Source organism: Helcobacillus massiliensis (assembly GCF_014191425.1).
GTDB classification, from domain to species: domain Bacteria; phylum Actinomycetota; class Actinomycetes; order Actinomycetales; family Dermabacteraceae; genus Helcobacillus; species Helcobacillus massiliensis.
The window spans coordinates 1-22,338 of sequence record NZ_JACHWP010000012.1 but is presented as its reverse complement, the minus strand read 5'-3'; the positions used below and the strand labels follow the sequence as shown (position 1 = coordinate 22,338).

At 68.6% G+C, this 22,338-nt stretch carries 14 protein-coding genes; 6 read left to right on the top strand and 8 right to left on the bottom strand.

The genetic code is table 11. From position 1 onward, the window contains the following. Positions 1-120: 120 nt before the first annotated feature. The 7 genes from FHX50_RS10380 to FHX50_RS10350 all read right to left on the bottom strand — a co-directional run bounded on the left by FHX50_RS10380 (position 121) and on the right by FHX50_RS10350 (position 8,655). Positions 121-1,677, bottom strand: a complete 1,557-nt coding sequence (locus FHX50_RS10380) for an amino acid permease (RefSeq protein WP_239376378.1) — start codon at positions 1,675-1,677, stop codon at positions 121-123. A 626-nt stretch (positions 1,678-2,303) separates the two neighbouring features. Further along, positions 2,304-2,777 (bottom strand): 50S ribosomal protein L9, encoded by a 474-nt coding sequence (gene rplI / locus FHX50_RS10375; RefSeq protein ID WP_183377126.1) that lies wholly within the window; start codon positions 2,775-2,777, stop codon positions 2,304-2,306. Between the two features lie 23 nt (positions 2,778-2,800). Beyond that, positions 2,801-3,037 (bottom strand): 30S ribosomal protein S18, encoded by a 237-nt coding sequence (gene rpsR, locus FHX50_RS10370; protein WP_183377125.1) that lies wholly within the window; start codon positions 3,035-3,037, stop codon positions 2,801-2,803. A gap of 203 nt (positions 3,038-3,240) precedes the next feature. Then, a complete protein-coding gene (locus tag FHX50_RS10365; RefSeq protein WP_183377124.1) occupies positions 3,241-3,843 on the bottom strand; it encodes a single-stranded DNA-binding protein in 603 nt (200 codons plus the stop codon). 45 nt (positions 3,844-3,888) lie between these two features. Next, positions 3,889-4,179: a 30S ribosomal protein S6 gene (gene rpsF / locus FHX50_RS10360; RefSeq protein WP_183377123.1), complete on the bottom strand. Its 291-nt coding sequence runs from the start codon at positions 4,177-4,179 to the stop codon at positions 3,889-3,891. Between the two features lie 350 nt (positions 4,180-4,529). Then, on the bottom strand, positions 4,530-7,091 hold the full coding sequence (locus tag FHX50_RS10355; RefSeq protein ID WP_343064088.1) for a transglycosylase domain-containing protein: 2,562 nt from the start codon (positions 7,089-7,091) through the stop codon (positions 4,530-4,532). Between the two features lie 160 nt (positions 7,092-7,251). Further along, complete coding sequence (locus FHX50_RS10350) at positions 7,252-8,655, bottom strand: CCA tRNA nucleotidyltransferase (protein ID WP_183377143.1); 1,404 nt, start codon at positions 8,653-8,655, stop codon at positions 7,252-7,254. A gap of 186 nt (positions 8,656-8,841) precedes the next feature. Between FHX50_RS10350 and FHX50_RS10345 the strand changes: the two genes are divergently transcribed. The 6 genes from FHX50_RS10345 (at position 8,842) to FHX50_RS10320 (ending at position 18,125) form a co-directional block, all read left to right on the top strand. After that, positions 8,842-11,382, top strand: coding sequence for a DUF6049 family protein (locus tag FHX50_RS10345; protein WP_183377121.1), 2,541 nt, complete (start codon positions 8,842-8,844; stop codon positions 11,380-11,382). A 13-nt stretch (positions 11,383-11,395) separates the two neighbouring features. Then, on the top strand, positions 11,396-13,096 hold the full coding sequence (murJ, locus tag FHX50_RS10340; protein WP_183377120.1) for a murein biosynthesis integral membrane protein MurJ: 1,701 nt from the start codon (positions 11,396-11,398) through the stop codon (positions 13,094-13,096). A 135-nt stretch (positions 13,097-13,231) separates the two neighbouring features. Beyond that, positions 13,232-15,748 (top strand): protein kinase family protein, encoded by a 2,517-nt coding sequence (locus tag FHX50_RS10335; RefSeq protein WP_183377119.1) that lies wholly within the window; start codon positions 13,232-13,234, stop codon positions 15,746-15,748. 136 nt (positions 15,749-15,884) lie between these two features. Further along, positions 15,885-16,367: a hypothetical protein gene (locus FHX50_RS10330; RefSeq protein WP_183377118.1), complete on the top strand. Its 483-nt coding sequence runs from the start codon at positions 15,885-15,887 to the stop codon at positions 16,365-16,367. 163 nt (positions 16,368-16,530) lie between these two features. Next, entirely contained in the window at positions 16,531-17,559 is a 1,029-nt protein-coding gene (gene trxB, locus FHX50_RS10325) for a thioredoxin-disulfide reductase (protein ID WP_415829918.1), read from the top strand. A gap of 125 nt (positions 17,560-17,684) precedes the next feature. Beyond that, complete coding sequence (locus FHX50_RS10320) at positions 17,685-18,125, top strand: hypothetical protein (protein ID WP_183377117.1); 441 nt, start codon at positions 17,685-17,687, stop codon at positions 18,123-18,125. A gap of 2,634 nt (positions 18,126-20,759) precedes the next feature. On the opposite strand, the gene FHX50_RS10315 is transcribed toward FHX50_RS10320, so the two are convergent. Continuing rightward, a partial coding sequence (locus FHX50_RS10315; protein ID WP_246371020.1) for a ParB/RepB/Spo0J family partition protein occupies positions 20,760-22,338 on the bottom strand: 1,579 nt, incomplete at its 5' end.

The following is a 22,338-nucleotide window of genomic DNA, read 5'->3' as shown; positions in this document are numbered from 1 at the left end:
CGGCGATGCCGGCGACTGTGCCGACACCCTCACAGTAGACGGGACGCCCCAGGACAGCGACGAAGGAGGCGGGCACAGCTGCGCCCGCCTCCTTCTGCTCTCGAGCACACGGCCCGGGCTTCAGTCCGTCAGCGTACGGGCCTGCTCCGCCTCCACGAACGACTCGTCGATCTCCGCAGCATCCACACGCCTGCGGAACACCGCGGCGTACGCGATCGCCATCAGCGCCACCGCCGGAACACCCAGCATCGCCGCGAGCGTCATCGACTCGACAGCGACCACGGTCGAGAACACGAAGACCAGCCCGATCAGGCCCAGCACCGCCATGACGGTGCCGCCGGGGGCGTGGAACGTCTCCAGGCCGTCGCGCGTGGGCCGGTACGCGATGTAGGTGACGAGGATCAGCGCCCACACCAGCGTCACCGAGAACACCACGATCGCCATCAGCAGACCGAAGATGTTGCCGACCCCGGTCGCGGCGAGGATCGCCACCGCCACGATGAACACGATCGTCAGGCTCATCGCCGCCAGCGGCACATTGCGACGCGTGGTGTAGCGCGCGAACGCCGGGCCGAGACGGTCCACCGACAGCGAATGCATCATCCGGCTCGACGCGTACAGGTTCGCGTTCGCGGCACTCAGGGCCGCGATCAGCACCACGAAGTTCGTGATGGATGCGGCTCCCGGGATGCCGGCGTAGTCGAAGACGCGGACGAACGGGGACTGCTCGACCCCGTCGGCCTGCGCAGCCGACTGCCACGGCACCAGCGCCACCACGATGCCGATCGCCATCACGTAGAAGAACGCGAGCCGCACGATCGTGGTCTGGGCCGCCACGCGGATCGACCGCGCCGGATTCTTCGCCTCAGCGGCGGAGACGCTCAGCAGCTCGATGCCGCCGAAGGAGAACATCACGATGCTCATCGCCAGCCATACGGCACCGATGCCGTTGGGCAGGAAGCCGCCGTCGTTCGTCCAGTTCTGCAGTCCCGGCGCCGGGTGGCTGCCCGTGCCCACGAACACGAAGAACAGGCCCACGATGATGAACGCGAGCACCGCGATCACCTTGATGGATGACAGGAAGAACTCGATCACGCCGAAGGAGTTCACGCTGTAGAGGTTCACCGCGATCACGGCGACGGCGAACACGAGGATGCCCCACCCGAGGTGCACCTGCGGGAACCAGTACTGCAGGTAGGTGGCGCAGGCGACCAGTTCAGCGCCGGTCACGCACAGGGTCACGAACCAGTACAGCCACCGCACCAGGTAGCCCCAGAACGGGGACAGGAACCGGGCGGCGAGGGTGCCGAAGCCGCCGCGCACGGGGTAGCGGGACGCCATTTCACCCATGGTCAGGGCGATGGTGGCGGCGATGGCGGAGCCGATCGCGAACGAGATGATGACGGCGGGTCCGGCCACGGCGATCGCCTGCCCGGACCCGAGGAACAGGCCGGTGCCGAGGGCGGAGCCCATCGCGATCATCGCCATCTGGCGGTGGGACAGCGTGCGGGAGAGGCCGACGGCGGCCGGGTCTGCGGTGGTGCTGCCCGTGCCGGGGCCGGCGACGGTGCCGGAACTCGATGCTGCGGGACGCTGCGGGTCGGACTGTGCGGAGGGATGGGATGAGCGGGTTCCCGATGAGTGGGAGCCGCTCGAGGGGGTGTCTTCGTTGTCCATCCGGCCAAAGTACCCCACGGTCACAGCTGGCGCAGGCGAATCCACCGACGCGCCGCCGGCCCCTGGTTCCGCCGAATCGCCGCCGGCCCCTGGTTCCGCCGAATCAGCATCGGCACCGAGCTCCACTGGGTCGGCATCGGCACCGGGCTCCACCGATTCAACATCGGCACCGGGCTCCCCCGATTCAACATCGGCACCACCGGCCCGATCTGCGATGTGCGCCCCTTCCCTCAGCTGGGATACCCAGATGCTCATTGCCCCCGGGATGCCGCGATGCTCACTGCGGCCGTGCGCACTGCTCATCCCTGCCCCCGGGAGGGCGATCGCCAAAATTCGGAAGAATCATCCACCTCTCCAGACCCCCTCTCGAACTTGGGAAGAATCATCCACCTCAGAAGCCCTCCACGCGTGGATGATTCCCCACAAGTTCACAACCCGGAGCACAGGCGTGGATGATTCCCCGCAAGTTCAAGCCGAAGGCGCGAGCAGTGGCCCGAGCGGGGACACGGGCAACCGCCGACCGCGCGACGCGGAACCCGCGCGCAGGCATGCGGGAACCCGCCAGCAGCGGGGCCGAAGCCCCACCACCAGCGGGTTCTCAGACGATCACGCGACCAGCGTCGCTATCAGGCGCGGGCGCCCTTCGCTGCGACGACCTGGACGATGACCTTGGCATCGACCTCGTCGTGCAGGTGGATCGTGACGGTGTACTCGCCGAGGGTCTTGATCGGAGCGTCGAACGCCACGGTGCGGCGGTCGATCTCGCGGTCGAAGGTCTCCTTGACGGCGTCGGCGACCTCACCGGAGGTGACGGCGCCGAACAGGCGGCCGGACTCGCCGGCGCGCTCAGCGATGACCAGCGGGCGGGTCTTCAGCAGGTCGCGCAGGGCCTGTGCGTCCTCGAGGGAAGCGATCGCACGCTTGGAGCGTGCAGCGGCCATCTGCTCGATCTGACGCTGTGCGCCCTTGGTCCACGGGGTGGCCAGGTTGCGCGGCAGCAGGAAGTTGCGTGCGTAGCCGGACTTGACCTCAACGACCTCGCCGGCAGCGCCGAGCTTGGCGACCGAGTGGGTGAGGATGAGCTTCGTGGTGGTTGCCATGTGAGTGTCTCTTCCTTTCCTGATCAGCGACCGGTGGTCGAGTAGGGCAGAAGAGCGATCTCGCGGGCGTTCTTGACGGCCTTGGCGATCTGGCGCTGCTCCTGGACGGACACGCCGGTCACACGGCGTGCGCGGATCTTGCCGCGGTCGGAGATGAACTTGCGGAGAAGTGCAGCGTCCTTGTAGTCGACCGACTCGATGCCGGCCGCCTTCAGCGGGTTCTGCTTCTTCTTCGGCTTACGAAGAACTGGCTTCGCCATCGTGGTGCTCCTTCAGCTTTCATGGAGCCCGGGGTTTCAGCCCGGGATGGGGTGAATAGGTGTGGTTGTGAACCCGTCGGGCGCCGGGGCTTCCCGGCCGGCGGACCGCTGAGGTCCGGCCGACGGATCCGTGACCGCCTCGCCGCAGCCGTTCCGGCCGCGCGTGGAGGTCATGGTGGCCGCGTGTGCGGCCGGTGAGGGATCTAGAAGGGCGGGGGCTCTTCAGCGCCGCCGGAGCCGCCCCACGGGTCGACGTCCTGCGGTGCCTGACCGCCCTGGTTCTGGCCCTGACCGTAGCCGCCCTGGTTGCCGTAGCCGCCCTGGTTGCCCTGGTTCTGACCGTAGCCGCCCTGACCTCCGCCGAAGCCTCCCTGCTGACCGCCCTGGCCGCCGCCGAAGCCGCCGCCCTGGTTGCCGCCGAAGCCACCGCCGCCACCGCCGCGCTGAACGCGGGTGGGCTTGGCCGTGGCGTAGCGCAGAGCCGGACCGATCTCATCGACATCGAGTTCGATGGTGGTGCGGTTGTTGCCGTCGCGGTCAGTGAAGGAACGCTGCTTCAAGCGGCCCTGAGCGATGACGCGGGTGCCCTTGGTGAGGGACTCGGCGACGTTCTCAGCGGCGTCGCGCCAGATGGAGCAGCGCAGGAAGAGGGCTTCGCCGTCCTTCCATTCCCCGGCCTGACGGTCGAAGGTTCGCGGAGTGGACGCGATGGTGAAGCCCGCCACGGGCACTCCGGAGTTCGTGAATCGCAGTTCGGGGTCCGCGGTCAGGTTCCCGACCACGGTGATGACGGTTTCGCCAGCCATTGCCTTCTCTTCCCTGATGAGGTTCGTGTACGGAGGTCGACTAGATCACTTGGCGTCGGTGCGCATCAGCTTGGTGCGCAGCACGGACTCGTTGAGGCCCAGCTGACGGTCGAGCTCGGCAGCGGTCTCGGGCTTGGAGACGAAGGAGAGGACCACGTAGATGCCCTCGGCCTTCTTGTTGATCTCGTAGGCGAACTTGCGCTTGCCCCAGACATCGACGTTCTCGATCTTGCCGCCCTCAGCGGGGACGACCTGCACGAGCTTCTCGAACGTGGATCCAACGGTGCGCTCGTCAATCGACGGGTCCAGGATCACAACCATCTCGTAGTTACGCATGTGTGTATACCCACCTCCTGTGGTCTATCGCGGCCACGGTCCTTCCGTGGCAGGAGGGTCATGCTGGTGGGCGAGGTCCGCCCACACGAACTCCAACCCTACCGCGCCCAGCGACCGGGCAGAAGAGCGATCGCTGGTGGCATAAGCCTCACCCGCGCGACCGGGGAGGCCGACGGGTGCTGGCAGGGACCGACGGGCGCCGGCAGGGGCTGACGGGTGCCGGCAACGGCGAAGGCGCCGCCCGTCCCCATGATCCCGGGGAGGGACGGCGCCTTCGCACAGTAGTGGAGCGGCGCAGTGATGGAGCGGCACAGTGGGGAAGCAGCCCAGCGCCGCAGGAGCGGAGTCGATCAGCGCGGGGCAGTGCCGGGCGCATCAGCGGCCGGGCTGTCCGCAGTCGGCTGCGTCGCCGGAGGATCAGCAGGATCCGGTGCTGGAGCAGGGGTGGTGGGGGCGGGAGTCTTCTTCTCCTCCTCCTCGCGCTTCTTGCGCTCCTCCTCCTGCTTCTTCTTCTCCTCTTCCTGCTTCTTCTTCTCCTCTTCCTGCTTCTTCTTCTCCTCTTCCTGCTTCTTCTTCTCTTCCTCCTGCTTCTTCTTCTCCTCTTCCTGCTTCTTCTTCTCCTCTTCCTGCTTCTTCTCCTCTTCGCGCTTCTTGCGCTCCTCCTCGGTCTTCTTGTCCTGCTCCTCCTTCTGCTGGCGCTGCTCCTCCTGGCGCGCCTTCTCCTGCTCCTGGCGCTGCTGACGCTCCTTCTGGCGCTGCTCGTTCACAGCCTTCTGGTCCGTCTTGGACCGCTGCTTCTGCGGCAGGTCACCCGGCGGCGGGAACTCCATGAACGGCTCGCCCTCCAGGGACGGCTTCATGATGTCCACCCAGAGCAGGGAGGGGAACGTGGCGCCGGTGATCTGATCGAACTCACCGAACGGAGTGAGGGACTCCGAGCCCTTGCCGTCCTCGGTGGGCTGGAACATGCCCACGCTCGTCACGAGCTGCGGGGTGAAGCCCACGAACCATGCGGAGTGGAACTTCTCGGAGGTGCCGGTCTTGCCGGCCACGGGGCGGCCGTCCATGTTCTGGGCGACACGGCGAGCCGACCCCTGCTGCGAGGGCGGGCCGGTCAGTGCCTCGATGGCGTTGGTGGCCACGCCCTCGTCCAGCACACGCTTGGCTTCGTCCTTCGGCTTATACCGCACGGAACCGTCGGGGTTCTTCACCTCGCGCACGATGTGCGAGGGGCGGTAGATGCCGCCGGAGGCGATGGTCGCGTACGCCTCGCCCATCTCCCGCACCGTCGGGGACGCGGTGCCGAGCACGTTGGTGACGTCGCCGTCCAGGCCCGGGGTCTTCTCCGGCAGGCCGAGCTTGATCGCGGTCTCCTTCGTGCGCTCCGGCCCCATCTCGAAGTTCAGCTGCCCGTAGGCGGTGTTGATCGAGTTGGTGGTGGCCTTCTTCAGGTCCACGCGGCCGTAGGAGGTGTTGCCGAAGTTCTTCACCTTCCAGCCGCGGATGTCCTTCGGCGAGTCGCCGTCCCACCGGGAGCGGAGGCCGTAGCCGTCCTCGAGGGCTGCGACCAGGGTGAAGGTCTTGAAGATCGAGCCGGCCTGCATGCGCGACTGGGTGGCGTCGTTGCGGCCCTGGGTGATGTAGTCCTTGCCGCCGTACATGGAGACGATCTCACCGTTGTTCGGGTCGATCGTGACCGTGCCGACATGGTTCCGCTCGGGGCGGTCCTCCGGCAGGCTGTTGACGGCGTCAACGGCGTACTGCTGCTTCTTCTTGTCGATCGTGGAGACGATGTGGTAGCCGCCGGTGTCGAGCTCCTCCGGGGTCAGGCCCTTCGCCTCGAGCTCCTTCTTCACCTCCGCGAGGAGGTAGCCGTTGGTGCCGCCGAAGCGGTTCTCCTTCTTCGGCTTCTTCACCTCGGGGAACTCCATCGCGTCCGCTTCCTTCTCGGTCAGCGTCTTCGTGTCGTTCACCTGGCGGGAGATCACGCGAGCCCAGCGCTGCTGCGCCATCTTCTCGTTCACCGCGGGATCCCAGGACGACGGCGCGGGGATCAGGCCCACGAGCATCGCGGCCTCGGAGTCGCTGAGGTCCTTCGCCGGCTTGTTGAAGTACGCCTGCGCGGCCGCTTCGATGCCGTACGCGCCGCGGCCGAAGTAGATGGTGTTGAGGTAGCGGGACAGGATCTCGTCCTTGGAGAGCTCCTGGTCGATCTTCAGCGCCATCACGGCCTCACGGGCCTTGCCCAGGTATCCGGTCTGGGTGCCGGTGTGGTAGCGCTCCACGTACTGCTGGGTGATGGTGGAGCCGCCCTGCTGGGCGCCGCCGGACACGTTGTTGACGAAGGCGCGCACAATGCCCTTCGGGGACACGCCGCGGTTCTCGTAGAACGACGAGTCCTCGGACGCCACCACGGCGTCCTTCACGTTCTGCGGGATCTCGTCCGAGGGCAGGATCGTGCGGTCGATTTCGCTGAACTCACCCATCAGGGTGGTGCCGTCGGAGAAGTAGACGCGGGAGGTCTGGGCGACTGCGACGTCCGTCGGCTCCGGCACGTCGGTGTCGTTGTAGAACCACACGCCGACGCCGACACCGGCGAGGATCAGCAGGGCACCGACGAGGGCCAGCAGACGGAACGACGGGATCCAGCGCCACAGGCCCTTCTTGCCGGCGCGGGGCCAGCCGATCAGGTTGCCCTTGGGGCGGGCAGCGGCGGAACCGGCCGCGGCCGTCCCGGCGGCGCGACGGCGCCGACCACCGGCAGGGGTGCGCCTGGTGGAGGCGGCTGCGGCGCCGGCTCCGGCGCTGCGGCGACCCGACGACTCCGAACCGGGGGTGCGCACGGTGCGGCGCGATCCGCTGGCCGCCCGGCTGGGGCGGTGAGGATCCTTGCCTGACGATTTGTCGCTCACGCGGTCGATTCCTTCCGATTGATGGGAGTGATCAGAGCCTAGGTCCATTCCCTGGTGGTGAACACCTGCACCCGATTCAGTTCACACCGCATCTGCACAGACCGTCCCCATTCCTCCGGGCGCCGCGCGGCGCCCCGGGCCCGGCGGCCAGGGGCGAGCGTCAGTCGACGCTGCGGGCCCGCCACCAGGCGCGCAGCCGCTCGGTGGCCTCCTCCTGGCTGAGAGGACCCTCGTCCATCCGCACCTCAAGCATGTGCTTGTACGCCTCGCCGACCACGGGCCCGGGCGCGAGGTCGAGGATCTCCATGATCTGCCTGCCGTCGAGGTCGGGGCGGATCGCGTCGATCTCCTCCTGCTGGGCGAGCTCGTCGATGCGGCGCTCCAGGTCGTCGTAGGCGGAGGCGAGACGGCGCGCCTTGCGCTTGTTGCGGGTGGTGCAGTCAGCGCGGGTGAGGCGATGCAGGTGCTGCAGCACGGGGCCGGCGTCAGTGACGTAGCGGCGCACCGCGGAGTCGGTCCATTCGCCGTCGGCGTAGCCGTGGAAGCGCAGGTGCAGCTCCACCAGGCGGGTGACGGCCTTCGTGGTGTCCTTGTCGAACCGCAGCTGCTTCATCCGCTTCGCGGTCATGCGGGCGCCCACGATCTCGTGGAAGCGGAACGTGACCTGCCCGCCCTTCTCGAAGCGGCGCGTGTCCGGTTTGCCGATGTCGTGCATGAGGGCGGCGAAGCGGAGCACGAAGTCGGGCCGGGGGCAGGGGCCGTCGGCGTCGGTCTCGAGGTCGATCGCCTGCTCCAGCACGGTGAGCGTGTGCTCGTACACGTCCTTGTGGTGGTGGTGCTCGTCGCGCTCCAGCCGCAGCGCGGGCAGCTCCGGCAGGACGTATTCGGCGAGGCCGAGGTCCACCATCTGCTCGAGGCCGCGTCGCGGCTCGGCGCCGTTGATGAGCTTCACCAGCTCGTCGCGGACGCGTTCGGCGGAGACGATGTCGATGCGCTCGGCGAGCTGGGTGACGGCGGCGGCCGTCGCATCCTCGATCTCGAAGCCGAGCTGGGAGGCGAAGCGGACGGCGCGCATCATCCGCAGCGGGTCGTCGCTGAACGACTGCTCGGCGCGCACGGGGGTGCGCAGCAGCCCGTGGGCGAGGTCCTCGAGGCCGCCGAACGGGTCGATGAACTCCAGGGACGGCAGGCGCACCGCCATCGCGTTGACGGTGAAGTCGCGGCGGGAGAGGTCCCCGTCGATCGTGTCGCCGTAGGAGACCTCGGGCTTGCGGGAGAGCGGATCGTAGGTTTCGGAGCGGTAGGTGGTGATCTCCACCTGCACGCCGGCCTTCTGCGCGCCGAGGGTGCCGAAGTCGCGGCCCATGTCCCAGATGGTGCCGCCCCAGCGCTTGAGGATCGCCTCGGTGTCGTCGGGGCGGGCGCTGGTGGTGAAGTCGAGGTCGCTGCTGGAGCGGCCGAGGATGGCGTCGCGCACGGGGCCGCCGACGAGGGCGAGCTCATGCCCGGCGTCCTCGAAGAGGCGGCCCAGGTCGTGGATCTCCTGGGGCAGGGCCCGGAACATCTTCTCCGCTCTGGTGCGGGCCTGCTCGACGGCGTCGGGGCGGCTGGTCTCGTTCTCGGGTTCGCTCACGGGGCTCTTTCGTGTGGGATTCGTGATGGCCGTCTGCAGATGGCGGCGCGGCCTCTGCGTCCGGGGGCTCGGCACTTTACAGTAGTGGTCATGCGGACCCAGGCGACCATGAGGGGGGTGCGTGCTGTCATCAGCGCGCTCCTCATGCTTCTGTGCATCGCAGTGGTGCCGCAGGCCGCGAGCGCCGCAGCTCTGTCCGCCCAGTCTATCCGCCCGGCCCCGTCGGCCCCCTCCGCACCGACCGGCCCGACCGGCCCGGCCGCCCCCCGCAGCCCCTCTGCACCCCAGCCCACCGCGGGCGGCGCCCGCACAGCCGACGCCGCGCCCGCCGTGCCGATCGCCCCGATGGAGCGCGACGGGGTGCGGATGACGATCACGCACATGGCGCCCGCCGCCGTCACCCCCGACTCCACCCTCACCGTGAAGGTGACGGTCACGAACACGGGCGAGGAGCCGCTGGAGCGCGCCGCGGTGCAGCTCGGCATCAAGCGCCCCCGCCTGGACGATCGGGAGGACATCAGCCGCTGGGCCGCGACCGACGGGCTGAAGGACCTCGGCTCTGCCGTCGCGCTCTCACCCCGGTCCACGATCGCTCCCGGGAAGTCCGCGGAATTCGTGGTGACCGCGCGCGCCGCCGATCTCGGTCTCGGCCCCAGCCCCGACCATTGGGGCGCGCGGGCCGTGTCCCTCACCCTGGTGACGCTCGGCCCGGCCGACGGGTCCCAGGCGTCCGCCGATGCCGCCGACGGCGCCGGCACCTCCTCGGCCGCAGCCGCGAACGACTCCACCGCGATCACCGGCCCCGAGGCGCCGAACCTGCTCCCGCTGGAGGGGCAGAAGAGCGTCTCCGCTGTCCGCTCGTTCATCGTGTGGCAGCCGCAGGACGCGCAGGACCTGCCCACCACGGGCGTGTCCACCCTGGTGCCGGTGCGCTCCGAGGTGCCGGCGCAGGCCGTCACCGATCCCGCCGGGTACGCCGAGTCGCTGAACTCCGGGACGATGAAGAAGCAGCTGGAGGTGGCGCGGCGCCCCGATGCGGACTGGCTGCTGGATCCGTCGATGCTGGCGTCGGTGCCGGTGCCGCAGTCACTGGCGGAGGAGCCGGCCGCCTCGACTGCGAAGAAGCAGAAGGGCGGCGACGAGGGCACTGAGGGGTCGGCGAGCCCGTCGCCGTCCCCGAGCGCGCAGGCCGACGACCCCGCGGCCGCCTGGGCCTCCTCCGAGCCGTGGGTCGCTGATCCGACGGCCGCCGCCACCGCCTCCGCGCTCACCGACGCCGCCGAGGACCGCACCGTCATCGCCGCGCCGTACGGCCAGTTCGACCCCCTCGCGGTGGATGCGAAGTCCCGCCTCGCCGCCGCCGGGAGCGCCGAGACCGGCCGGGTCCTGAACGCGCGGTCCGTCACGCCCGCCGGCTCGACGGTGCGGCTCGCACCGGGGGAGGCCTCCGCGCGCCACGCGCAGGACGCCGCCGGCCGCGGCGCCGACATCGTCCTGGTGCCCGCGGAGTCCCTCGGCTCCACCCCGGAGCCGCAGGTCACCACCAGCGGCTACGGCCGCCTCGACCCCGCTAAGGGCAGCGGGAAGCGGGGTCCGAGCGTTCCGCTGCTGGCGTACGACACCCGCCTCAGCGCCCTCAGCGAAGCGGACTCCTCAGTGACCGACCCGATGCTGATCCGCCAGCAGGTGCTGGCGGACACCGCCGTGATCTCCGGGCAGTCCACGAACGCGCCGCGGCACGTGCTGATCTCCCCGGACCCGTCGGCGACGCTCGACCCCACCACGATGACGGCGGGGATGGACGCCCTGGCGGACGCGCCGTGGGTGGAGCAGCGCCCCACCAGTGACCTGGTGGATGCGGCGCGCTCCGGCAGCGGCACCCGCAGCCTGTGGGTGGACAAGGGGTCGCAGTCTCTGCTGTGGAGGGGCCCGTCGGCCTCCCTCGCGCCCGTCGCCATCGGGGCCGACGGCACCCTGGAGCGGCCCGATTCTCCGGCGGACCGCCCCGCGGTGTCCGGCGATGTGGTGACGGTGTCGGACGCGGCGGTGGGGCAGATCCTGCCGCTGCGGTCCATGATGAAGGACCAGACGCGGGCGAACCCGCCGCTGCTGACGGCGTTCGCGTCCACCTCGCCGCGGGCCGCGCGCGATGACGCGCTGGCGACCGCGCTGGCGGAGAGAACCGTGGACTTCAGCAGTGACTTCCACAAGCGAGTGACGGTGACGATGGCCTCCAGCTACAACCTGGCGTCCTCCTCCGTCGGTCTGCCGATCACGATCCGCAACGACTTCGACACCCCGGTCACGGTGACGCCGGACCTGTCGGTGTCGAAGCGGATCGTCCGGATCCAGAAGGAGCCGGGCGCGGTGACGATCCCGCCGCACTCCTCCGTGGACGTGTCAGTGCCGATCGAGGCGATCGCCAACGGCACCCTCGACCTCGACGTCACCCTCGTGACCCCGGACGGGTCGAAGCCGTTCGGGACGCAGTCCGTGGAGGTCCACGCCAATCCCGCCTGGGAGAACCGGACCACGCTCATCATCGTGGTGGGCATGGCCGTTCTCGTGGTGGCGGGTGTGATCCGGGCGGGCCGCTCCGGCCGCTCCGACGCCCGCAGCCCCGGCGTGCAGACCCCTGAGACCATCAATGAGAAGTGAGGCCCCCGACTCCATGCCTTCGGACTCCTCCGCACCTGCGGCCCCGCAGCGCGGGCGCGCCGCCCACATGCGCGCCTCCGCGCTCATGGCGGCCGGCTCCACCGTTTCCCGCATCCTCGGGTTCGTCCGCAACTTCCTGCTCGGCATGGTGCTGGGCGGCACCAGCACGGTGGCGGCGAACTCGTTCTCCGCGGCGAACATCCTGCCGAGCTCGCTGTGGCTGCTGATCGGCGGCGGCACCCTCAACGCGATCCTGGTGCCGGCGATCGTGCGGGCGATGAAGCGGCCCGACGGCGGCGACGACTACATGTCGCGCCTGACCACCCTGATCCTGGTGGTGACGGGTGCGGCGACGGCGCTGGCGATGCTGCTGGTGACGCCGCTGCTGGTGGTGGCGAACTCGAACCTCGACCCGGTGACGATGCAGGCGGCGACCACGCTGGCGTACTTCCTGCTGCCGCAGATGCTGCTGTCGGCGCTGTACGTTATGTTCGGGCAGGTGCTGAACGCGCACGAGTCGTTCGGCCCGTTCCAGTGGGCGCCGGCTCTGAACAACATCATGGCGATCCTCTCCTCGATCGCGTTCCTGGTGCTGTTCGGGTCGCAGCCGGACCCGACGGCGTGGACGATGCCGATGGTGCTGATGCTCGCCGGCATCCAGGTCTCCGGCTCCGTGGTGCAGTCGGCGTTCCTCTGGTACTGGACGCACCGCATCGGGCTGCGGATCCGCCTGAAGTGGGGCTTCCGCAACCTCGGCCTGCGCACCCTCGGCAAGCTCGGCATGTGGACCCTGGCGATGGTGATCCTGGGGCAGATCGGCGTGTTCGCCACTCGGTGGGCGTCCGGCCCCACGGTGGATGCGATTTCGCGCCTGCACCAGGAGGGCCGCACTGCGGAGGCGCAGAAGTATGCGGGTCTGGCGGCGCTGGACTGGTCCTACACGGTGTTCATGGTGCCGCAGGGCATCATCGCGGTGGCGCTGGTGACGAGCGTGTTCACGCAGATCTCCCGGCATGCCCGCGACGGCGATCACCAGGGCGCGTTCGAGACGTACGCGGAGACGGGCCGCATCCTGATGGTGCCGATGATCCTGTTCAGTGTGCTGTTCGGGGTGCTGGCGGGACCGATCATGTGGGTGGCGATCGGTGGAACCACGCCGACGTCCGCCGAAGCGAACGGCCTGGTGCTGGCCGCGTACATGGTGGGTCTGCTGCCGTTCGCGTCGCTGTACCTGACCAAGCGGTTCTTCTACGCGTATGAGGACGCGCGGATGAGCTTCCTGACGCAGATCCCCGTCACCGCGTTCAGCCTGGCGATGATCATTCCGATCTCGCGCCTGGTGGATCCGCAGTTCGCGACCCCGGCGGCGGCGCTGGTCACCAGCATCGGCAACCTGATGGCGTGGGGCATGGGCACGTGGATGCTGCGTCGGAAGCTGCAGCGCCTGGGGGTGCGGCCGCACGGCCTGGGCCTGACGATCTCCACGTTCCTGCGTCTGCTGGTGGCGGCGGTCGTGTCCGGCGCTGCCGGGTGGGGGCTGCTGCACGCGGCGCATGACTGGGTGTGGTCGAGCCGTCCGGTGGCGGTGCTGGTGTGCGGCGCGATCGGTGCGGTGATGGCGGCTCTGTTCATCGGTGCAGCGTTCGTGCTGCGGGTGGAGGAGATCCGCGCCATGGGGGCGTTCGTGGGCCGACGGCTGAAGCGCTCGAGGTGATCCGCACGCCGTGCGTCTACCATGGGGAAGCGGTATCGGCCGCGGGCCCTGCGCCGGGAGGCGCGTTCCGGCCGTGTGCGGCCGATGACCCGATGACTGAAGTCAGGATGACCATTGCCGAGCAGAGGTGACTGGATGGCCGAGCATTCCACGGTGGACGCATTCCTCAAGGAGTACGCGATCCTGCCCGGGTTCGACGGCGAGGGCGAGGCCCCCGCGGACCGGACGCTGCCCGCGCACCCTGTGGACGGCGCCACCTGGCATGTGGGTGAGAAGGAGGGCGGCAGCGTCCTCGTCTTCCTCGCGCGCGGGGAGATCGCCGCGGATGTGGCGGATGCGGCGCGGCGCTCTCAGCTGGTGGTGCACCAGTCGCTGGTGCCGATCGCCGCTGTTCATGAGCTGACCGACGACGACGGCACTGCCGTGGCGGCTGTCGTGTACGAGCGGGTCGATGCGCCGTCGCTGTCGGACATGGCGCGTGAGCGTGCGCTGCGCCCGGAGACGGTGCGGTCGATCGCCGGGCAGGCGTCGGTGGCGCTGGAGGCGGCGCGCCGCAAGGGTGTGACGCATCGCCTGCTGGATGAGGACCGTGTGTTCGTGGATGCGGACGCTGACCGGGTGCTGATCCTGGGTGCGGGCGTGGAGTCCGCGGCGCTGAGCGACCTGGACATCGTGGGCCTGACCTCGGGCGCCGGCCGCGGCAGCGGTGAGGGCGAGCCGGGAACGGTGGACCCGGATGCGCGGTCCCTGGGCCGGATCCTGTTCGTGGGCCTGACGGGCCGGGACAGTGAGTTCTTCGGCGGGTCCGATGTGGTGGATCCGCAGCTGGCGTCGGCGCGGACGGTGCCGGATGACCTGCGGGACATCACGGTGATGGCGCTGACGTATGTGGCTCCGCAGGTGGGCGACCCGGTGTACGAGCCGCAGGATGTGCACAATGATCTGCGGCCGTGGCAGTCGCTGCCGGTGACGCTGGAGGCGTTCGATCCGGAGCAGCGAGTGGGGGCGCCGCAGCCGCTGTCGGCGGCGCAGCTGGCCGTGATGCGCGGCGAGGAGCCGCCGGTCAAGGACGCGCCCGCTGATGATGCTCCCGCTGACCAGGCGCCCGCCGCCGGGACCGTCTCCGACCAGCCGGCCTCCGAGTCCGCCTCGGAGCCGACGGATCCTGCGGCCGCGTCCGGTTCCACGGCCGCCGGCAGCGCTTTCGCAGCGGGGCCCGTGGGCGACGACGCCCCGACGAGCCCCTCCGTCCTCGCTGACGGCTCCGCCGACGACACCGCCCCCGGCGCCGGCACTGCTGGCGCCTCGACCGCGGGCGCTGCCGCCGCTGGCACTGCCACGGGCGGCGCCGCCGCTGCTGGCGCTGCCGATTCGGGCGCGCCGGCCACGCAGGCGTGGGGCGACGCGATCGGCCCCGCCCCCGAGTTCTCCTCCCGCACCGACAGGCAGCAGACCCGCGCTGAGGCGGAGAGCGCCGCCGCGACCGGTCCGCTGCGGGTGGCGGGCCGCACCGAGTCGCTGAGCGGGGAGCCGGCGACCACCACCGGCGGGATCGCGATGTCCAGTTCGTCCAGCGCCGCTGCGGGTGCCGCGGGTGCCGCCGCTCTCGGCGCTGCCGGTTCCGCGAGTACGGGTGGGCGCACCCCCCACGATCCGACGGGCGTGGGGTCCGTGCCGACGGCGTCGGAGGCCCCTGCGCCGGTCGACCCGTCGAAGCCGACGGGCGCGCCCGAGCCTGTCAATCCGTCGAAGCGGTCCGGGCGATCCGCACCGGTGGAGCCGGTGCACCCGTCGGCCGCCGCAGCGCTGACCAGCGCGAACGACACCCCTCGCGGTGCCGGCGCGCCCGCGATCCCGGTGCCGGGGCGCCAGCGGTCCATGACGGAGCCGCCCACCGAGGACACCGGCGAGCGCGATTCCCCGTCGCTGCTGCGCGACGTGGTTGGGGTGGCCTTCGCATCGGATGACCCGGACTCGCTCAGCACCGGTGATGCTCGTGGTGACGGCCGCAGCTATCAGTCCCGCATCCTGATCATTCTGATGATCGTGCTGGTGGCGCTCGCCGGGTTCCTGGCGATCAACACGGTCACCTCGGTGAACCGCGACCGCGGGGTCTCCAGTGAGCCCGCGAAGACTGTGGAGCCGACCGCGACCGCGGAGTCGGAGGCTCCGGCGGAGAAGTCCCCGGAGCCGGCGAAGTCGGAGGAGCCGAAGGTCGAGCCGGCGGCGCTGAAGAATGCCGAGATCGTGTACCCGGAGGACCCCTCGAAGGCGGACTACCCGGAGAACGCGGGCCGCATCAAGGACGGCGACATGGGCACCGTGTGGAAGACCAAGGAGTACGCCAGCGAGGACTTCGGGAACCTCCGCAACGGCATGGGTGTGCTGCTGAACTTCGAGAAGAAGGGCGAGGTCACCGAGGTGATCGTGCACGGTGGTGAGGCGCAGGGCGGCACCTTGGAGCTGCGCACCGTGAACCCCGACGGCACCCCCGGTGACGTCCTCGCCTCCACGGATCTGAACCCGGGTGAGATGTCGCTGAAGCCGGAGGAGCCCGTGGAGGCTGAGCGGCTGATGCTGTGGTCGCCGAAGCCGGGCGCCCTGCCGAACGGCCGCTTCCGTGTGGACGTCGCCGAAGTCGAGGTGAAGTGACTCGGTGGCGAAGCGCAGCGACCAGCCCGGGTCCCGGCGGCGCGTGACCCCGCGCCGCGCGGGAGAGCCGGGGAGCGGGCGGGGCCGTGGACGCCGCGCCCGGATCCTGAGGACTCCGCTGAAGGAGGCGATCGGGATGCCGCCGTCGATCATGCTGCTGCTGATCGCGGCCGCGATCCTGCTCGGCGTGATGCTGTCCTGGGGCCTGAGCGTGTCCAGCCAGACCTCGACCTCGGCGGCGGTGCCGGCGGGGTCGCAGTCGGAACGGGGAGTGGACGCGTCCGGCCTGCCGGTGCTGACGGAGAACTCCATCGGTAAGGAGGTGCAGCGCCTCGTGGACACCGGAACTCTGCAGAACCCCGCTTCGTTCGACGTCACCGCCTGCATGCAGGAGCAGGGCGTGGACGACCAGATCCTCATGATCGAGGAGGTGTCGTGGATGGATTCAGGGCCGGCCTGGCTGCTGGTGCACTCCGCGACCACCGCTGACGTGATCCACACCGAGGGCGGGGAAGTGAACGCGACGGTTGTGCGTTCTTCCTGTGGAACCCCCGAATCGAAGGGGGCGAGCAGTTCCCGCCTGTGGAACGGAGCCGTGAAGCTCGTGCCCACGTCCTAGATCCCGGCTCCGTCGGCCCGCCGACCGGTTCCCCGGCCCCGACCGCCCCGCCTCCACTGTCCGCCACCCGACCCCGTCGGCCCGTCCCGGCCGCTGACCCGTTCTCTGACCGCAGCGCCTCTGCGAAGAAAGGACCCTCGTGAACACTGAGACCAACCCGTCGATCCTCAGCTCCATCTCCGGCTTCGGCATCGGAGTCGGCGACTCCGATGCCGCCCCGCAGGCCGCGCCCGAGGCCGGTGCGGAGCCGCAGGCCGATTCGCCGGTGCGGGAGGTTGTGATCGTGGGGTCCGGCCCGGCCGGCTACACCGCCGCCGTGTACGCGGCCCGCGCCGAGCTGAAGCCCCTGGTGATCGCCGGCTCCCTCGACGCGGGCGGCGCCCTCATGACCACCACGGACGTGGAGAACTTCCCCGGCTTCCCCGAGGGCATCATGGGCCCGGAGCTGATGACGAACATGCAGGAGCAGGCGGAGCGCTTCGGCGCGGAGCTCGTGTACGAGGATGCGGTGCGTCTGCAGCTGGACGGCGAGATCAAGGAGATCGAGACGGAGTCCGGCGAGGTGCATCGTGCACGCGCGGTCATCATCGCGACGGGATCCGCGTACCGCAAGCTCGGCCTCGCACGCGAGGACGAACTGACGGGCAAGGGCGTCTCCTGGTGCGCCACCTGCGACGGCTTCTTCTTCAAGGACAAGAAGCTCGTGGTGGTCGGCGGCGGCGACAGCGCGGTGGAGGAGGCAACGTTCCTCACCCGCTTCGGTGACGTCACCCTGATGCACCGCCGCGACGAGCTGCGCGCCTCCAAGGCAATGGTGCGCCGCGCCGAGAACGACCCGAAGCTCACCATCATGTGGAACACCGAAGTGACGGAGCTGCACGGCGAGAACGCGCTCACGGGCCTCACGATCCGCGACACGGTCACCGGGAAGACCTCCCAGGTGGAGGCCGACGGGTTCTTCCAGGCCATTGGGCACCTGCCGCGCACTGACCTGGTGAAGGACCAGCTGGAGCTCGATGAGGCCGGGTACATCGCCGTTCAGGGGCGGTCCACGCTGACGAACCTCGAGGGTGTGTTCGCGTGCGGCGACGTTGTGGACCACACGTACCGTCAGGCGATCACCGCGGCCGGCTCCGGCTGCTCGGCGGCTCTGGATGCTGAGCGCTACCTGCTGGCGAAGGACGACGTCTGAGCAGTTCGGACCGCTCCGGCGGTGTGCATGCAGCGGGCAGCGGCGGGGAAGGCCCAGTGGAGGCTTCCCCTGCCGCTGGCGTTCCTGCTGCGGCTGCTCCTGTTGCGCCGGCGGCCGGTGCCCACGTGTCGGCCGTGGTGTTCTGGGCGCGGTGGAGCATTCCCTCCCTGCCGGCAGTGCTGGCGGCGGAGGAGATCGGCCAAGTCATGGGGCCGCGTGTCACGACAGCGACCGTGGATGTGTCCGACGGTTTCCCAACTTCTGATGACCTGAAGCAGTTGCCAGTGTTCTCCAGAAGCCGTCCCGCGCAGCTTCTGGAAGCGGTCGAAGACGACACGGCAGCTCTGATTGGCGATACCGCAACTGAGCGTCGCCTCCCAACATGGCTCCTCATTCCCGAGGCCGGCCTACACGCGGCAGCGGCGCACTCAGCTCCGGGCGGAGAGGGGCATAATGATGGCGGTGACGGCCCTGGCGCACTTGCCGATTCGCCAATCACACTTCTCCGGGGAGCCCGGCCGAAGTACGAGGTCGTCGACGCTATCGAGCGACTGCTGCATCCGTAATCCGTTCATCCCGTCCGCCTGGGTCGCCAGCTGGGCGCCAGGCGTGCCGGACCGCAGCTACTGGCCCCGCGCCTTGTTGGGTCAAGCTCACTTGTCCCCAGCCATCCACTAGGTTATCCACAACCTTGTGGATACAAGTCTGTGCAGATCCCAGGCCGTGCGCTCCGGCCCTCGTCGCGTGCGCTCGCACGGTGAGCGCTTCTCAAAGAGCCGAAAATCACCTCTGACCTGCGATTTTACCGCCTATGTGCCATACCGGTTCCACGTGGAACCCCGCTTAGCGATCACTGACGTTGTCACCATCACTGTGGATAACTCGACCGGACCACGTTCTTCCACAATTGATTGCACACTCGTGGATAACAGTCAGCCCCGGGCCTTGGCTCACCTCAATCGCAACCCTTCCAGAGGAGAGGCTGGGGGCCAGATGCCGACCCGTCCCCCTACAAAGAGGAATGCGCGCCCTGCCGCTTTCTCAACGCGGAGTTCCGCGTGAAACGCATGGGCCGCGTGGCCAGCAGCAGCGTGCACACGCCGCAGGGGCCTCGGGCCCGGCCCACTGGTCGCTGTCGCCACCAAGTCGCGGGCAAAAGTGTGGCTTGGGGCCAACAGAGCTTGGCGGTTCTGACGACGCCGCGCCCTCAGCCGGATGCTCTTTCAGAACGTTTCCCGTGAAACGGATGGCTTTGGGTATTGCCGTTCATTGGTTGCACGTGAAACATGCCGTCCCAGCATGGTTGGGAAGCCACCCTCTCGATTCCGATAGCAGCCTCCGACTCTTTTCGATGAGACAGAGACGTCATCACAATCGGCACCTCGCCGTAGGGACACTGGTCCAGCCTTGGCTTTCTACAAACACGTCAGTCGCGTTTCACGTGAAACAAGCGCCCCATTGATCGCGCCGGCAACTGTCAGGTGCGCACAAGAGCCTCTAACAGGCCGAGGCACACCGGTCCGTTCCACGCGAAACGTGTCGCCATCGCCGGCGAGGGCGCGCGGCACGTTCATTCCGGAGCTCCGACACTTGCTATCTCGTGCCGCAGGCTGTTTCACGTGGAACTGCCTGCACCGGAAGGAAGCACGCCGGAGAGCCTTCGCACCCTACGCCGCCGAATGTGGCACGTCGTCGAGGATTCACGTGAAACCTCGCACGACCGCAACTTGAGCCAGTGGAGAGTCGCCATGGCCGTAGCTCCCTCCCTGTCGTTCCGTCTCAGTGGTTTCACGTGGAACACACTGTCGCAGACACAGCACCGCAGCATCTCCCCACATTGAGAACTCATTGCCACCGAAGAGCACAACTTTCGATTGACCGAACACAGTGACTCGGGGCAGCGGCTCTGCCAAGGTCGAAATACCACTCCGAATGATTGCCTGCGCTTCTGTTGCCGAGAGCGTTGGTTTCACGTGGAACCGAGTGAGCACAACTACACGTCCACCGCCACCTCGGCCGAGTACGCAATGTGTCAATCAACGGACATGCCCGCAGGGCACAGTTTTCCTAGCCGCACAGCAAACGAAGAGGGTCAAGGGTGCATGCCGGTTGGCCGGCACGATGTTGCGTCCTGACTGAGGTTGAACAAGCGTGTTTCACGTGGAACCACTTCGCGGCATTGTCTGCATGCGAACTCCTCCCGCGTTGCGCATCCACACCGTCGCCGTTTCACGTACAACCACAGTCAGATACGACAACTCAAGAGGGTGGCAGTCAGCTGAACTCCACAGTCGTGCAGCGTCAGGAGGGTGTACCCCATCGCTCTGTCGTGTCTACGTGCGCGAAGGTTCTAGTGGAAAGGGTCTGTTTCACGTGAAACCTGAGGAGGCTAGCTATCTTTCGCACAAGTGGGTGTCCAGACCCGACTGGAGCAAACCATGACGTCATGTCTATCGAAGTGTTTTACGTGGAACACCTCCAACAACGCGCTGATCAGCACTTATCGGACCGGTTCCACGTGAAACTCGACTCCTGGGACAAGTCACCACACCCTCGGACCGACAGCGAAGCGAATAGGCGCACCCTGGGCGTGGTCCATTACTCAGCAGTTCTACGTGAAACGACCTATCTGCCGGGTCGGACTCAATGGTCCCGGCACCTGAACTGATCCCTCAAACACGCCGCTCCATCCAGACGTCACGCTGGTACTCAACGCGCGCTGCCGCTGAGGATGCGTGGGGACGGGGGCTGAGGTTCCACGTGAAACCTAGCGGCAGATCAGTGCCGCTGTCCTTGTCCACAAGGCGGCCCGAGAGAGGGCGACAAGTCCTGACCAGAGCCCGACCAGTGCCACTATCCGCGCAGGTCAGGGATCGTTTCACGGAGTTATCCACAGAAGAGTGCACACACGTGGATACAGCACTCGAGAGGTGAGATCAGCGCGGGTGAGCACCCTGACGGATCTCGCCCCAAGTCAGTGGACGGAAGAGACAGTCAGCACGGAGCAGCCCGCGGCAACCCAGCCACAGCCAGCACAGCACAGCACAGCACAGCTCAACGCGCCACAGCACAACCGAACACTGCGCAGCACAGACAGCTCACCCGCGCTCGACCCGGACGGACGAGATGGGCAGAGAAAAGGGAGGGCACTCGTCGGCACCCTCCCTTACCGGATGGTAATCAGAACCAGGCCGTGACGCTCAGCCCTCGCCGGGCAGGTCATCGGCGTCGATCCCGAGGAGAGACGCCAGGCGATCGAGATCCTCCATCGAGGAGAACTCAAAGGTGATCTTGCCCTTGCGCTTGCCCACATCGATCCGGACCGGAGCTTCGAAGCGGTTGCTGATGCGGGAGGTCAGGTCCACCACGTGCGGATTGTAGGTGGTGCGGCGGGGAGTGGATGCACGCCCCGTCGGGCCGCTGCCTGTGGAGATCAGGCGCTCAACAGCGCGGACTGACAGCCCCTCGGCCACCACACGGGCCGCCAGCTCCTCCTGGAGCTTCGGATCGTCCACGGCCAGGAGAGCGCGCGCATGGCCCGCAGAGAGGGCCCCGGAGGCCACACGGCGCTGCACAAGCGGCGCCAGCTTCAGCAGACGCAGCGTGTTGGTGATCTGGGGACGGGAGCGGCCGATGCGCTCCGCCAGTTCGTCCTGCGTGGAACCGAAGTCCTCCAGGAGCTGCGCGTACGCGGCGGCCTCTTCCAGGGGGTTCAGCTGGCTGCGGTGCAGGTTCTCCAGCAGAGCATCGCGCAGGAGGTCATCGTCGCTGGTTTCACGAATGATCGCCGGGATCGAGGTCAGCCCACCGCGCTGCGCGGCGCGCCAACGGCGCTCACCCATGACGAGCTCAAACGATTCGCCGCTCTCCGTGACCGGAATTGGTCGAACCACAACCGGCTGCAGGACGCCGACTTCGCGCAGGGAGTACGCCAGCTCATCGAGCGCTTCCTCATCGAAGACGGTGCGCGGGTTCCGCGGGTTCTCGCGGATCTCATTGATGGGAAGCTCCGCGAACTCGGCACCGGGAACAGCGACGAGATCGTCTGTGTCGATCGACAGCTCCGAGGCGCTGGAGGACTCGTCCTCAGCCCCGGACGCGGCCGCAGCGACGGAGGGATCCTCGTGCTCATCGGAGCGGTCCTGAGCCGTCTCAGAGGCCGCTGACGGCGCCTCAGCGGAGGCATCTGCCCCAGGAGCATCGTCAGCCTCGGATTCGGCTGCCGCAGCGGGCCCAGCCGCGTCGGGATCGAACCGGCGCTCGTCCTCACCGACCATCACCACATCGTCGTACCCGAAGCCCTCGGTCGCGGACTTCGACGACGCCGCCGGCGCAGGAGCCGCATTCTCGGTATCCGTGCGCTCTGCCGACTCGGCAGCCGGGGCGTCAGTCTGGTCAGCGTCCGGGGTCGCTGCCGTCACGGCCGCCGGAGACTGCTCCGGTGCAGGGGTCGGCGCTGCGGGAGCACGGGTCTCCCCAGCCGGGGAGAGGACCTTCTCCTCCACGCTGGTGCCGGAGGCGTCAGCGTCCTTCTGCTGAGCCGCGGTCGGTGCCGCAGCGGGCCTCGCCGCAGCAGGGGCGGCAGTCGGAGCGGCGGAGGGGGCTGACGTCGGCGCAGCAGCCGGCGCAGCAGCCGGCGCGGGCGCGGCCGCACCTGCAGTGGCGGAACGTTTGGAGGCGGCACGGCGGGACCGGGCAGCGCGCGCCATATCGTTGGCGAGATCGCGCCGACGGGCAGCCGCATCCTCGCGGGGAGCGCCGACGGGATCACCCGAAAAA